Source organism: Paraburkholderia sp., assembly GCF_028283785.1.
GTDB lineage: Bacteria > Pseudomonadota > Gammaproteobacteria > Burkholderiales > Burkholderiaceae > Paraburkholderia.
In genome coordinates, this window is sequence record NZ_JAPWKB010000012.1 from 244,416 (window position 1) to 258,710 (window position 14,295).

Genomic DNA, 14,295 nt, shown 5'->3' on the forward strand with positions numbered 1-14,295 from the left:
CAATCTTTGCGCCGCTACGGGCACTGACGCCCAATCATTCCTCGCGACGCTCGCCGACCAGCGCAAGACTGCGATACACGAGCCACGGTCCGAGAATCTGCAACACGACAATCGAACACATCACGACCGCGCGCAGCATCGGATCGAAATTCGGATACAGCTCATAGGTATCGTCGACCAGTAACCACGCGAGCGCGGACATCGGCGATAACGATAAACCCAGCGCGACACCCTGCTTCCAGTCGAGTCCGCTCGGTTTTGCAAATGCCATCACGCCGACCAGCTTGCCGATAAAACGCGCGACGATCAGCCCGAGCGCGACGACGCCGCCCAAAGCAATGTCTTTCCATTCGAACGACGTCAGCGTCAGCACGAACAGAATCACCGTCAGCAACCAGCCGGCCGTGCCGAAATGCTGCGGCCACAACTGCGGCCGCGCTTCCAGATTTTTCACGATGATGCCGGCGGCAAGCAGGCTGAGAATCGTCGACAGCTTCAACAGATGCGCAACCGCGACCGCCAGCATCACGAGACCGAACAGCGCGACGAACGAATGCTCGTCGGCCATGTTCATCCGGCGGTAGAAAAACGTGCAGGCCCGCGCGAGTCCATAGGCGAGCACCAGCGACCCGATCAGCAGATACAAAGGTTGCAGGATCGTCGCGAATACGTTGCCGTACACCTCTTGATGCAACCAGCTCGACACCAGTTTTTCGATCACCACCGCGTACATGCTGTTCAGCGCGGTCAAGGTCATCAGACGTTGCGTGACCTGGCCTTCGGCGCGCAGTTCGGTCTTGAGCTGGATCACCATCGCGGGCGAGGTCGCCATCGCGATTGCGGCGAGCACCATCGCGACCATCAACGACACGTTCAGGAACAGGCACACGCCGAGCACCAGCGCGAATGTCAGCGTCGATTCAGCGAGGCTCGACAGAATCAACCACGGATTACGACGGATCCAGCGCAAATCGAGCCGGCTTCCGAGTTCGAACAGCAACAGACCGAGCGCGACGTCGAGCAACGGACGCGCGGCATCGGCCGATTGCGCGTCGATCACGCCGAAACCCGCCGATCCGGCAATCAGCCCGATCACTGCATAACCGGAAATACGTGGCAACCGCCACGCCCGATAACACAACTCGCCACATAAACCCGCAGCCAGCAGCGCGAGGCCGGCCCAGAAAATCGCATCGGGCGTGAGCGGCCACGCAGGAAAAAACGAAAACGCCGACTTCATCGTGATGGGTTCTCCTTAGCAGCAACCGTCAGACGACGTGAACCGGCCAACCAGCCGGCGAGGCTCAACCAGAAGCGCAAGGGATCGTCGGGATCGCTTCGCGCCGACCGGCGTTGCAAGTGTCAATGATCGGGTGAAGACGGAACGCGCGCCGCGTAGTGCAAGCGACGACGCCGTATGTGCTGCCGCAGCAAAGCTGCGCGGCACGAATGAAAAGAACGCCGTCGACCTGTGAGTCAGATTCTGTTGGAGCGGCACCGTTCCGTTGATGCGTCGGACGCTTGATGCGAGGCCCGACGCGGAAAGAACGGCGATTGTGCCATAGCTTTTTAACACGGGACGTAAAACACACGATCACGCCGGTAAAGCGGTAAAAAACGGTACTAACTTCGGATTGGGCGGAAAAATCGTCCGTTTGACCGTGCGTTGGCCCACGTCCGGATGGGTCGCAAGAGTGCGATGAGATCGCTGCAATCCCCGAGCCAGTAGGCGCGTGCCGGTTTTACGCGGTTTGCGTGACGCGCCTGGGACATTCGACGTGTTGGGAATCTAGAGCGTAGCGACAACGTCTACGACTCAGCCAAAGTCCTTCTGCCCGACTTTTTCCCGCTCCGGTGAGTGCGCCACTAGGGTTTACGGATAAGTCGTATATATATGTAGTAGCAGTTAACAAGGCCGCTGCTTTTCTGTGGATAACTCCTGTTTACCGAAACGAATCATCGGTTTGCCGAACGCACAACTGGATGCGTTTTATGTGGGATCCGGTCCAGGAAAAAAGAATAACTTTCCGCCGATTTGGCGCGGCGCAAAGTTACCCCGTTTACGTCCACATCGCATCCACACGAGTTGCGCACGTAAACAAACGGGTTATCCACAACCAGGTGTGGATAACCCGTCTATCTTGAGCGTTGGAATTTTCAGGCCGCGGTGCCGCGTCGCAGCGCGTGCAGCAGAAAGCGTGCGGGATCGAGGTCTTCGACGAGCGGGCGTTCGAGTGGCCACGGCTCGCCTTCGAGCTGCGACGCGATCAGTTCGGCGCCGAGCGCTGCCCAAACGAGTCCACGCGAGCCATACGCGAACGCGCCGTACAAACCCTGTGCGCGCGGCAGATCGAGCGGCCATGCGCCACGCAATGCAACGGCATCGCGAATAGCGGCCGATTCGTCGGCGAGTGCGCCGATCATCGGCAGACGATCGCTTGCGACGCAGCGAAACGCGACGCGTCCGGACAAGCCAGCCGCCCGATCCGCATCGATCGATGTCGCGATCGACGGCCACATCTGCGCGACTCGCGCGAGATTTTCGACGTGACCGGGTGCGCGTTCGCCTGGATCGGGATCGTCGATATCGTAGGTTGCGCCGGTCAGCGTGACACCGTTCGGCAGCGGCACCGCGTAGCCTTCACCGATCACCGGCATCCGCAGCGGCGACACGCTTCCCGATGGCAGCAACGTGAGCTGGCCGCGCACGCTTTGCGTCGGTGCATAGCGAAGTCCGGCGACGCGCGCGGCGTCGTGTGCGTTCGCGAAAATCACGACGGGCGCAGCCGTAATCGCGCGACCGTTCGTGTCGAACACGATCCATTGATCGCCCGAGCGTTCGACCCGCGCGACCTCGACGCCGAAGCGTCGTTCGAGCCGATCGCCCGCCGCCGCGCATTGCGCCGCGCACAGCGACGCCGGATCGATCCAGCCGCCTTGTGGAAACAGCCAGCCGCCGCGCGCGAGCGGCACGTTCGCAAGACGCTGCGCGTCCGCTTGCGAGACGCGCGTCACGTAGTCGGGCGGGTATTCGAATCCGGCGAGCGCGTCGTTCATCGTGCGCGCTTCGTCGTCGGAGGCGCCGATCTGCAAGAGTCCATCGCCGCCGCGTGCGATGAGATGGCCGTCGCGCGTCAACGCATTCCAGCGCTGCAATGCGTACAGGAAACCGGCGCGCGTGATGCGCGAAGCGACGCTGTCGTCACGCGACAGCATCGGATGAAACACGCCTGCGGGATTGCCCGACGCGTCGCGTGCGACCGATGCGTGCCGTTCCAGCGACGTCACCTGCCAGCCGCGCGACGCGAGCCGCTCGATCAGCGCACACCCGGCGAGGCCCGTGCCGATCACCACTGCGTGCCGTTCATTCATGGCCAATGGCGAAGGCGGCTCGTGCCGGCGCACGCGCCATTTCGGCGCGAAGCGTCCGACCAGCATCGCGCGTTTCCAGCCGAAGCCGTCCACTTTCTTGTACTCGAAACCGCTTTGCAGCAACGCGCGTTTGACGTCGCCCGCGCTGGTGTACGTCGAAAAAGTCGCTTCGTCGGCGGCCAGTCGCGCGAGCGATTTGAATACCGGCGGCGTCCACAATTCGGGGTTTTTAGACGGCGAAAAACCGTCGAGATAAAACGCGTCGGCGCGTAGCCAGAGTGTCGGCAGCAGGTCGGTGGCATCGCCGAACAGCAAGGTCAGCGTGACGCGTCCGCCGTCGAATTCGAGCCGATGCGTGCCGGGCACGAGCATCGGCCACGCGTCGGCGAGTTCGACGCCAAGTGCCGCGATCGATGTATCCGCAACCGTCACCGAGTACGCACGACGTAAATCGTCCGGAAAAAAGGGGTGTTTTTCGATCGACACGAAGTGCAGCCGCTCGCAACGCAGCGGATCGGCGCGCCACGCGGCCCATGTCGCCAGAAAATTGATGCCCATGCCGAACCCGGTTTCGAGCACGGTGAAAACGCGTTTGCGTTGCCATCTTTCGGGCAACTGGTTGCCTTGCAAAAACACGTATTCGGCTTGGGCGAGCGCGCCGACCGCGCTGTGATAGATGTCGTTGTGACGCGGCGAGAACGGCGTGCCGTTGTCGCGAAAGGCAAGCGTGGCGGGGATGAGCGGGTCGGTCATGCGTGACGGAAGAAGGCAGTCGCGGGAGAGGACGGCGTGGAATCGCACCGCACGGCATCAAACCGGCCGGCACGCCGACGCGGTGTTCGACGGTGTCGACAGACCGCTTCGGCCACGTCGCCGACAGACACGCCGACGTAAGCCCGAACCGCCGCGTGGATCGCAGCGACGTCGAAAATGCCAATTTCCTTTCGGGTTCGCCGGTTTGAACCGTGCAATTCTTCGAAACCCTTATCCTGATTGGGTTTGCGCTGCGCTATCATAGCAAGCGCCGCGAAGGGAAGCGGCAGCACGGCCGTCCTGCAGTGCGCTGCACGATGCGCTCGCCCGGAGGTGTTCCGGGGCCGTTGCTGCTCGACGGCGCCGTACGCGCACGTATAATCGGCGCGTTCGCGCTGTTCGTGTCAACCTAAACTCAGAAAGGAACCTTAATGAACAAACAGGAACTGATCGACGCCGTCGCAGGTCAGACGGGCGCCAGCAAGGCTCAAACCGGTGAAACGCTGGACACGTTGCTTGAAGTCATCAAGAAGGCAGTCTCGAAGGGCGACGCGGTTCAATTGATCGGCTTCGGCAGCTTCGGTTCGGGCAAGCGCGCAGCACGTACGGGCCGCAACCCGAAGACCGGCGAAACCATCAAGATCCCGGCAGCCAAGACCGTCAAGTTCACGGCTGGCAAGGCGTTCAAGGACGCAGTCAACAAGCGTTAAGCAGCACATTGCCTGATTGTTGACACCCGCCACGGGCGGGTTTTTTTTTTGACCTGCGCATCTCCGGCAGGGCGAGCGGCACCGACGTTGTGCGGCGGATCCACGATCCGCGCGCCACTCGGTGCCGCTTTGTTTTTAGCGCGCTATTTGCAGGCTATTTTCGTTGTTTAGTGCCTGCGCGCCGCGTGTTTAGCATCTCGCATTGATCAATGCTTGTGACCGTGATCGTGACCATGATGATGATGGTCGTGATCGCAGGTGTGGTCGCAATCGTGATCGTGGTGGTGATGGTGCGCGTGCTCGTCGTCGGATTCGAAATCCCACGCGGGGAACGGATCGTTCAGGTGCAGCCACGCATCGCCGCCTTGCGCGAATTCGGCGTCGGTGAGCAGACACGCATCGAGTTTTGCGCGCCATGCGTCGGCGTCGATATCCACGCCGATCATCACCAGTTCCTGCCGACGATCGCCGATGGTCGGATCGTTTTCGTCGCCGAACCAGTCCGTGGCGATTTCCGCGCTCAGTTCGTCATCGCCTTCCGGCCATTCGTCGCGCGGTTGCGCAGCCCACCAGGTACCCGCCGGACTCGGACGACACGCCCCGCCCGCTTGCGACAGTGCGCCCGCAATCTCGCTCCGTGACGCGAGCCAGAAAAAGCCTTTGCTGCGCAATACGCCGGTCCATTCTTCATGCAGCAGCGTCCAGAAACGTTCCGGGTGGAACGGCCGGCGCGCGCGATACACGAAGGTGCTGACGCCGAGTTCGTCCGCATCGAGGCGATGCGCGTGCGCGGCGTGACTGTCCACCAGATCCAGCGATGCGAGCCAACCCGGCGCGCTCGCGGTCGCGTCGAAATCGAAGCGTTGCGTATCGATCACCTCGTCGAGCGGCACCACGCCGAAACGGCTCACCAGTTGCACCGCGCGCGGATTGACGCGCGCCAGGATGCGTTGCAGTTTCGTGAGATCGTCGGCGCTGACCTGGTCGGCCTTGTTGATCGCCAGAACATCGCAAAACTCGATCTGCTCGATCAGCAGTTCAACGACCGTGCGGTCGTCGTCGGCGGTTGCGAGGCCGCGTTCCGACAGCGCGTCGGCGCACGCGCAGTCGCGCAAAAACGCGGACGCATCGACGACCGTGACCATCGTGTCGAGTCGTGCGAGATCGGAAAGCGCGGTTTCGTCGTCTTCGACGAAGGTGAAGGATTCGGCGATCGGCATCGGTTCGACGGCCGCGCCCGACTCGATCACGATCGCATCGACGTCGCCCGCCTGCGCGATGCGACGGACTTCATCGGCGAGGCCGGCGGGATCGGCCGGATTGTCGAGCGCATCGGCGGCGATCACGGCGATGCGCAAATCGCCGCGGTTCGCGAGGATGTGATTGACGAGCGTGGTCTTGCCCGCGCCCACAAAACCGGAGAGCACGGTGACGGGCAGTGGCGGCTGGTTCATCGCAGTACGGATAGGGAGAGGATCGGAAAGCGTGCCTCTGCCCGGATCACGGATGGCGCTCGGGGCGCAGGCAGCACGAAGCCGCATTGTGCATCAAACCACGCGCGGCCTCAGCGCCGGGATCGGCGCAACGTCGGGTTCGACGCCGTGAAACGCGTCAGCGTGCAGCGGGCATCAGGTTCCACTTTCTCAGGATCGCGGCGATCTGCGACGCGTACTGGTCGCGCAACGCCGGCGTCTCCGAATGGTAAGCGCCGACTGCTTTCCAGGTATTACCGTATTTGTTCATTTGCCGGCGCAAATGCCACGCTGCAATGTAGACGTTCTTGCACGGCTCCATCAGCGTGCCGGTGGAAATGCCATATTGCGCGAGTGTCGGCAGATGGATCGAGTTGATTTGCATCACGCCGTAGTCAGTCGATCCATTCGCGTTTTTATGCAGCGCGTCGGGGCGATTATGCGATTCCTGCCACGCGATCGCGCGCAATATCAGCGGGTTGACCTTTTGATATCCGGCCGCCGCATCGAAGCAGTCGGCGCGTGCCGATCCGGCCGCGCACAACGCGATCAGTCCGGCAACGGCAATGACGTAAGCAGGTTTCATCCGTCGCGATGACTCTCAAGATCACTAATCAAAAATGGCTGGGTAAGGATTCGTAATGCGTCCCGCAACGCCTTGCTGCATGCGGTTTTCCGTCTGAAGCCGCCACGGCCGGGCGATTGCCGCGAGTCGGGGAAAACCCCGTTTGCCGCGCTCGCATCCAGTGTCGCAAACCGCTCGTATCATACCGGCAGACTATTGACCGTCAAGTTCGCCAACCGACATAAGCACGCACAAAACCGTGCTACGCGAGCGCCGCAGGTGCAATGTGTTACTGAATGGATTACGCGCATCGGTGAATGGATCGGTAAATTGGAAATGGAGCGTCTGTTTATCAGGCGAGTGTGTCGACGATATGTCGATACTGGCATTTATGTCCGAAAGACAAGGGCATTCGACAGCGGTAACGTGCCGAAGGACGCCGTCGTCCGGTTCCGGCTTTCAAATTCGTAACAGCCGGAAACCGGTATTTAGAGTAATTACACGGGCCCCTTTCGTTTTGTTTCAAAACCGACATGAAAAGCTGTTACTGTTCTTTTTTTTCGGATACAGGGTGGCCGGCAGCCGGGGTGAAACGTGCCCAGGATGCGCCGACGCAGGCCGAGGGGGGCTGCGTTGCCATGCTGTGTCAGATGCGCCAGACAGCCGGCAACTACGATTGTCGGCATAGACATCACACTCCATGAGAAGAAATCGTATGGCATTGCGTCGCGTCGCCACGGCGCTGCTGGTGGCCGGTCTGATCACGACGCAGATCGCGCACGCCCAGGTCACCCTCAACTTTGTCAACGCCGATATCGATCAGGTCGCGAAGGCGATCGGCGCGGCGACCGGCAAGACGATCATCGTCGATCCACGCGTCAAGGGTCAGCTCAATCTCGTTTCGGAAAACGCGGTGCCCGAAGACCAGGCGCTGAAGACATTGCAATCCGCGCTGCGGATGCAGGGTTTCGCGCTGGTTCAGGATCATGGCGTGTTGAAGGTCGTGCCCGAAGCGGATGCGAAGCTGCAGGGCGTGCCCACTTATATCGGCAATGCGCCCACCGCGCGCGGCGATCAGGTCATCACCCAGGTGTTCGAGCTGAAGAACGAATCGGCGAATAACCTGCTGCCGGTGCTGCGTCCGCTGATCTCGCCGAACAACACCGTGGCGGCCTACCCCGCCAACAATACGATCGTCGTGACCGACTACGCGGACAACGTCCGCCGGATCGCGCAGATCATCGCCGGTGTGGATACGGCGGCCGGCCAGCAGGTCGCCGTGATTCCGATGAAGAACGCGAATGCGCTCGACGCCGCGACGCAACTGTCGAAGATGCTCGATCCGGGCGCGATCGGCAGCACCGATGCGACGCTGAAGGTGTCCGTCACCGCCGATCCCCGTACCAACTCGCTGCTGCTGCGCGCGTCGAACGCGGGCCGGCTGAGTGCCGCCAGAACGCTCGCCCGTGAACTCGACGCGCCCACCGCGCAACCGGGCAACATGCACGTGGTCACGCTGCGCAACGCCGACGCCGTACGCCTGGCCAAGACCTTGCGCGGCATGCTCGGCAAGGGGAACGGCGACAGCTCGTCCACCGGCAACAGCAGCAGCGGCAACAACAGCACGAACTCGTTCAACCAGAACGGCAACAGCTCGACCGGTACGTCCGGCATGCCGCCGCTACCGTCGGGTTCGACCAGCGCGTCCGGCAGCAATCCGATGGGCGGCTCGTCGAACGGCGGCAATAACAGCGCGGCCTTCCTCGGCGATAAAGACAACACCAACAGCAGCGAAGACAGCAACTCGGGCGGCGGCATGATCCAGGCCGACGCCGCGACCAATTCGCTGATCATCACCGCGCCGGACCCGGTCTACCGCAACCTGCGCACCGTGATCGACCAGCTCGACGCGCGTCGCGCGCAGGTCTACATCGAGGCGTTGATCGTCGAACTGTCGGCGACCACGTCGGCGAATCTCGGCATTCAATGGCAAGGCGCGCTGCTGTCGAGCAGCGGCAATAACGGCGTGTACGGCGGCTCGAATTTCGCGTCGAACGGCAGTCAGGGCATCGTCAACCTGACGGCGACGGGTGCGGCGATTGCGCAAAATCCGACCACGGCGCTCGCCGCTGCCGGCACGGGTCTGCTGAACAACGGGCTGAATATCGGTTTGCTGCACCAGTTCGGCAACGTATTCGGACTCGGCGGCCTGTTGCAGGCGCTGTCGCAAAACACCGACGCGAACATTCTGTCCACGCCGAACCTGATCACGCTCGACAACGAAGAAGCGAAGATCGTGGTTGGCCAGAACGTGCCGATCGTCACGGGTTCATACGCGACGCCCACGGCAAACACCACCACGTCGGTCAGCGCGTTCAACACGTTCGACCGTCAGGACGTGGGCATCACGTTGCACGTGAAGCCGCAGATCACCGAAGGCGGCGTCCTGAAACTGCAGCTGTATCAGGAAGATTCATCGGTCGATTCGACCACGACCAGCAATCCTGGCGGCGTCACGATCAACAAGCGTTCGATCCAGTCCACCATTCTCGCGGACGATGGCGAAATCGTCGTGCTGGGCGGCCTGATGCAGGATAACTACGCGAACGGCAACAGCAAGGTGCCGCTGCTTGGCGATATCCCGTGGCTCGGGCAGTTGTTCCGCTCGGAAAACAAGTCGCGTACCAAGACCAACCTGATGGTTTTCCTGCGACCGGTGATCGTGCGTGATGCGACAACCAGCAACGAAATCACGATGAATCGCTACGACTACGTACGCGGCCAGACGAACAACTATCAGTCCGACAACCGGCTGATCCGCGACAAGAACGGGCCGATGGTGCCGCCGCCGCCGCCGGGTCCGAGCCAGGGTGTGCCGGCCGCGCAGAATCTGTTCGACCTGAACCGCATCATGGGCCAGATTCAGGGCGGCCAACCGGCCGGTCCGGGTACACCCGGCACGCCGACGGTGCCGTCGAACGCGGTCAACAACGCGCAAGGCGCGACCACCTACACCGCGCCGGGCGTGCAAACCACGCCGGTACCGCAACCGCAATATCAGACGCAGCCGTCGGGCGCCGCACCGGGAGTCCAGCCGTGAGCACCCCGTCTACCGGAAACGGCAGCATGCTGGCCTCAGCGGTCGAGCGCGTCGCGCCGTCGCCGGTGGCCGCGCGTCTCGTGCCGTATGGCTTTGCGCGCAGCGGACAGATTCTGGTCGCGCATCAGCATGCGGATTCGCTCGAAGTGTGGATCAGCGAGCGCACCAGCGACGCTGCGTTGTCGGAAATCGCGCGCAACTTCGGCGCAATTTCAGTGGTGCGTCTGGCCGCCGACGAACTCGCGCTCGCAATCAACCAGGCGTACGCGCGCCAGGACGGTAGCGCTGCGCAAGTGGTCGGCGAAGTGGAAGGTGAAGTCGATCTGTCGCGGCTGATGCAGGATATTCCCGAGGTCGAGGATCTGCTCGAATCGGAAGACGACGCGCCGATCATCCGGATGATCAATGCGCTGCTGACGCAAGCCGCGCGCGAACAGGCGTCGGACATTCATATCGAGCCGTTCGAAACCGCGTCGGTGGTGCGTTTCCGCGTGGACGGCACGTTGCGCGATGTCGTGCGCCCGAAGAAAGCGTTGCACGGCGCGTTGATCTCGCGGATCAAGATCATGGCGCAGCTCGACATCGCCGAAAAACGTCTGCCGCAAGACGGCCGGATCACGTTGCGGGTCGGCGGCCGTCCGGTCGATGTGCGCGTGTCCACGTTGCCGACCGGTCACGGCGAGCGCGCGGTGCTGCGTCTGCTCGAAAAGGATGCGTCGCGGCTGAATCTCGAAGCGCTCGGCATGGCATCCGATACGCGCGACAAGTTCGACCGGCTGATCGGCAAGCCGCACGGCATCGTGCTGGTGACCGGCCCGACCGGTTCGGGCAAGACGACCACGCTGTACGCGTCGATGTCGCGGCTCGAAACACAAACCACCAACATCATGACGGTCGAAGATCCGATCGAATACGACCTGTCGGGCATCGGACAAACCCAGGTCAACGAGCGGATCGGCATGACCTTCGCGCGGGCGCTGCGGTCCATTTTGCGGCAAGACCCGGACGTCATCATGATCGGTGAAATCCGCGACCTCGAAACCGCGCAGATCGCGGTTCAGGCCTCGCTGACGGGTCACCTGGTTCTGGCGACGCTGCACACGAATGACGCTGCGTCGGCCGTCACGCGGCTGACCGATATGGGCGTCGAACCGTATCTGCTCGCGTCGTCGTTGCTCGGCGTGCTCGCGCAGCGTCTGGTGCGCCGCCTGTGTCCGGTGTGCCGCGAGGAGCGCGAGGAGCCGGACGGCACCGTGCGCTGGCATCCGGTGGGTTGCGACCGGTGCGGGCAATCGGGTTATGCGGGACGACGCGGTGTCTACGAATTGCTGCTGATCGACGATGCGATTCGCGCGCAGATTCACCGCAATGCTGCCGACGCCGAGATTCTCACCGCCGGACGCGCGCAAGGTATGCGCACGCTGCGCGAAGACGCGGATCGCTGGCTCGAATCGGGTTTGACGTCGCTCGAAGAAGTGATTCGCGTGACGGGCGGAGCATAAGCGCATGCCGGCATTCCGTTTCGAAGCGATCGATGCGTCGGGCAAAGCGCAAAAAGGCGTGCTCGACGCCGACAGCGCGCGCGGCGCGCGCACGCATCTCCGCACGCAAGGTCTGACGCCACTGGTGGTCGAACCGGCCGCGACGCGCACGCGCGGCGAGCGCAATCAGCGCTTGTCGCTTGGGCGCAGACTGTCGCAACGCGAACAGGCCATCCTGACGCGGCAACTCGCCAGCCTGCTGATCGCGGGCTTGCCGCTCGACGAAGCGCTGGCCGTGCTGACCGAACAATCGGAGCGCGATTACATCCGCGAACTGATGGCGTCGATTCGTGCGGAAGTGCTCGGTGGCCATTCGCTCGCGAATGCGCTGCAACAGCATCCGCGCGACTTCCCGGAAATCTATCGCGCGCTGGTGGCAGCCGGCGAACATACCGGCAAGCTCGGTCTGGTGCTGTCGCGTCTGGCCGATTACATCGAGCAACGCAATGCGCTGAAACAGAAGATCGTGCTCGCGTTCACCTATCCGGCCATCGTCACGCTGATCGCTTTCGGGATCGTCACGTTCCTGCTGAGCTATGTCGTGCCGCAGGTCGTCAACGTGTTTTCCAGCACCAAGCAGCAACTGCCCTTCCTCACCATCATGATGATGGCGCTATCGGGATTCGTGCGGCAATGGTGGTGGGCGACGCTGCTCGCGGTGGTGGTGATCGCGTGGATCGTCCGTTCGATTCTCGCGCAACCCGGGCCGCGTCTGGGCTTCGACCGCTGGCTGCTGACTGCGCCGCTGCTCGGCAAACTCGTGCGCGGCTATAACACCGTGCGTTTTGCCAGCACGCTCGGCATTCTGACGGCGGCCGGCGTGCCGATCCTGCGCGCGTTGCAGGCCGCGAGCGAGACGTTGAGCAACAAGGCGATGCGCGGCAATATCGACGATGCCATCGTGCGGGTTCGCGAAGGCACGTCGTTATCGCGTGCGTTGGGCAATACCAAGACGTTTCCGCCGGTGCTGGTTCACCTGATCCGCTCGGGTGAAGCCACCGGCGATGTCACGACGATGCTGGATCGTGCCGCGGAAGGCGAAGCGCGCGAACTCGAACGTCGCACGATGTTTATGACGAGCCTGCTCGAACCGTTGCTGATTCTGGCGATGGGCGGTGTGGTGCTGGTGATCGTGCTGGCGGTAATGCTGCCGATCATCGAGCTGAACAATCTGGTGCAGTGACGGATGTTGCGCCGCGCGCATCGCGACGCGGCGTCAAGTTACCGGGTCAGCGGGTCAGCGGACGTAGATGGTCGGGCCGGCCGGGTTGGCGGGCAGGAACACTTCGGAATGCACGCCATTGCGATCGATCACGATGGAGCGGGCGCGTACTTCGTAGAGCTTCGCGCCTTGCATCAGCGGACCGCCGAGCGACACCGCGCGCGGCGGCTCGCCACCGGTGCTGACGATGGCCGCCGAGCCTTCACGCAACGACAGGATGCCGAACAGCCTGACGTCCTGATTGACGTTGCGGGTGAGTTGCCCGCCGAACAGCGTCGCGGCCTGATCGACCGAGACCGGCGCGTGGGCGGCGGCAGCCGGCACGGGGTTGCCCGACAGCGCCATGATCGAGACGACCCAGTACGTGAGCGTCGCGCAGAACAACGCAAAAAGCGCGAGCGACAGAAGGCGGATTTGGATAGCGTTCATGCGCAATATTGTACGGACTATTGTGAAAATTGCGTTGGGTTGAAGCCCTTTAAGTGCATGACATTAAAATGACCGATCGGGCGTGGTTCAATCGCGGATTGTGCGAATGAACCGGAACGGCGCGACGCGCCTCCGACCGACATTCCAATCTGAAAAGAGGTAGCAAGCTATGCAAATGTGGACCATCCGCCGTACCGCGATCGCCGGTCAGCGCAGCCGCCGTCAACGCGGTTTCACGCTGATCGAAGTGATGGTCGTGATCGCGATTCTCGGCATTCTGGCCGCGTTGATCGTGCCGAAGATCATGAGCCGTCCGGACGAAGCGCGCCGGGTCGCGGCAAAGCAGGACATCGGCACGGTGATGCAGGCGCTGAAACTGTATCGCCTCGATAACGGCCGTTATCCGACGCAAGAGCAAGGGCTGCGTTCGCTGACCGAAAAGCCGAGCACCGATCCGATCCCGAACAACTGGAAAGACGGCGGTTATCTGGAGCGTCTGCCTAACGATCCGTGGGGCAACGGGTATCAATATCTGAATCCGGGCGTTCATGGCGAGATCGACGTGTTCAGTTACGGCGCGGACGGCAAACCGGGCGGCGAAGGCAACGATGCCGACGTCGGCTCGTGGCAATAGCCGCATCGCATTGAACGCTCATCTGGCCATGCAACCGGCATTGCGACGCGAACGTGGTTTTACGCTGCTGGAAATGCTGGTGGTGTTGATGATCGCGGGCTTGCTGATTTCGCTGGCGTCGTTGACGTTGTCGCGCAATCCGCGCACCGATCTCAACGAAGAAGCGCAGCGGCTCGCGTTGCTGTTCGAATCCGCAGGTGACGAGGCGCAGGTGCGCGCGCGTCCGATCGCATGGCAACCGCTCGAAGGCGGCTTTCGTTTCGATATGCGGACCGACGACGGCTGGCGTCCATTGCGTGACGATCTGCTTGGGCCGCGTCAATGGGAAGGTGGCGTGACGGGCGTGTCGATTGCTTATCCGGGCGCGGACACGCAGGCGAGCCGGATCGTGTTCGGCACCGAGAGCATCGATGCGCCGGTGCAGGTGACGTTGTATTCGTCGGCCGGTCGCGCGACGATCGTCGGAACCGGCAATGGCCGGTACGAGGTGCGCTGAG

Annotated in this window: 12 protein-coding genes; 7 read left to right on the forward strand and 5 right to left on the reverse strand. The window is 62.4% G+C overall.

The window, feature by feature from the left end; all coding sequences use genetic code 11:
* Positions 1-34 precede the first annotated feature (34 nt).
* Both PW947_RS12820 and mnmC read right to left on the reverse strand, forming a co-directional pair.
* Positions 35-1,240, reverse strand: a complete 1,206-nt coding sequence (locus PW947_RS12820) for a cation:proton antiporter (protein WP_299632156.1) — start codon at positions 1,238-1,240, stop codon at positions 35-37.
* Positions 1,241-2,157: 917 nt separating this feature from the next.
* On the reverse strand, positions 2,158-4,125 hold the full coding sequence (mnmC, locus tag PW947_RS12825) for a bifunctional tRNA (5-methylaminomethyl-2-thiouridine)(34)-methyltransferase MnmD/FAD-dependent 5-carboxymethylaminomethyl-2-thiouridine(34) oxidoreductase MnmC (RefSeq protein WP_299632158.1): 1,968 nt from the start codon (positions 4,123-4,125) through the stop codon (positions 2,158-2,160).
* Between the two features lie 212 nt (positions 4,126-4,337).
* Here mnmC and PW947_RS12830 point away from each other — a divergent pair, with 212 nt between their 5' ends.
* The gene (locus PW947_RS12830) at positions 4,338-4,538 is read left to right on the forward strand and encodes a hypothetical protein (protein ID WP_299632160.1); all 201 of its coding nucleotides are present in this window, start codon (positions 4,338-4,340) and stop codon (positions 4,536-4,538) included.
* Positions 4,539-4,556: 18 nt separating this feature from the next.
* Positions 4,557-4,835 (forward strand): HU family DNA-binding protein, encoded by a 279-nt coding sequence (locus PW947_RS12835; RefSeq protein WP_074262967.1) that lies wholly within the window; start codon positions 4,557-4,559, stop codon positions 4,833-4,835.
* 206 nt (positions 4,836-5,041) lie between these two features.
* On the opposite strand, the gene PW947_RS12840 is transcribed toward PW947_RS12835, so the two are convergent.
* Together PW947_RS12840 and PW947_RS12845 are read right to left on the reverse strand one after the other, a co-directional pair.
* The gene (locus PW947_RS12840) at positions 5,042-6,289 is read right to left on the reverse strand and encodes a GTP-binding protein (protein WP_299632163.1); all 1,248 of its coding nucleotides are present in this window, start codon (positions 6,287-6,289) and stop codon (positions 5,042-5,044) included.
* A 157-nt stretch (positions 6,290-6,446) separates the two neighbouring features.
* Complete coding sequence (locus PW947_RS12845) at positions 6,447-6,893, reverse strand: lytic transglycosylase domain-containing protein (protein WP_299632164.1); 447 nt, start codon at positions 6,891-6,893, stop codon at positions 6,447-6,449.
* Between the two features lie 694 nt (positions 6,894-7,587).
* On the opposite strand from PW947_RS12845, the gene gspD reads away from it, so the two are divergent.
* Genes gspD through gspF form a run of 3 tightly spaced genes read left to right on the forward strand, consistent with a single transcriptional unit; the run spans position 7,588 to position 12,696 of the window.
* A complete protein-coding gene (gene gspD, locus PW947_RS12850) occupies positions 7,588-9,972 on the forward strand; it encodes a type II secretion system secretin GspD (RefSeq protein ID WP_299632165.1) in 2,385 nt (794 codons plus the stop codon).
* Positions 9,973-9,998: 26 nt separating this feature from the next.
* A complete protein-coding gene (gspE, locus tag PW947_RS12855; protein WP_299632938.1) occupies positions 9,999-11,474 on the forward strand; it encodes a type II secretion system ATPase GspE in 1,476 nt (491 codons plus the stop codon).
* Between the two features lie 4 nt (positions 11,475-11,478).
* On the forward strand, positions 11,479-12,696 hold the full coding sequence (gene gspF / locus PW947_RS12860) for a type II secretion system inner membrane protein GspF (protein WP_299632167.1): 1,218 nt from the start codon (positions 11,479-11,481) through the stop codon (positions 12,694-12,696).
* 54 nt (positions 12,697-12,750) lie between these two features.
* Here the strand turns inward: gspF and PW947_RS12865 are convergent, their stop codons facing one another.
* Positions 12,751-13,164, reverse strand: a complete 414-nt coding sequence (locus PW947_RS12865; RefSeq protein WP_299632168.1) for a general secretion pathway protein GspC — start codon at positions 13,162-13,164, stop codon at positions 12,751-12,753.
* Between the two features lie 169 nt (positions 13,165-13,333).
* On the opposite strand from PW947_RS12865, the gene gspG reads away from it, so the two are divergent.
* Together gspG and PW947_RS12875 are read left to right on the forward strand one after the other, a co-directional pair.
* Complete coding sequence (gene gspG, locus PW947_RS12870) at positions 13,334-13,798, forward strand: type II secretion system major pseudopilin GspG (RefSeq protein ID WP_299632170.1); 465 nt, start codon at positions 13,334-13,336, stop codon at positions 13,796-13,798.
* A gap of 28 nt (positions 13,799-13,826) precedes the next feature.
* A complete protein-coding gene (locus tag PW947_RS12875; RefSeq protein WP_299632939.1) occupies positions 13,827-14,294 on the forward strand; it encodes a GspH/FimT family pseudopilin in 468 nt (155 codons plus the stop codon).
* Position 14,295: the final 1 nt, after the last annotated feature.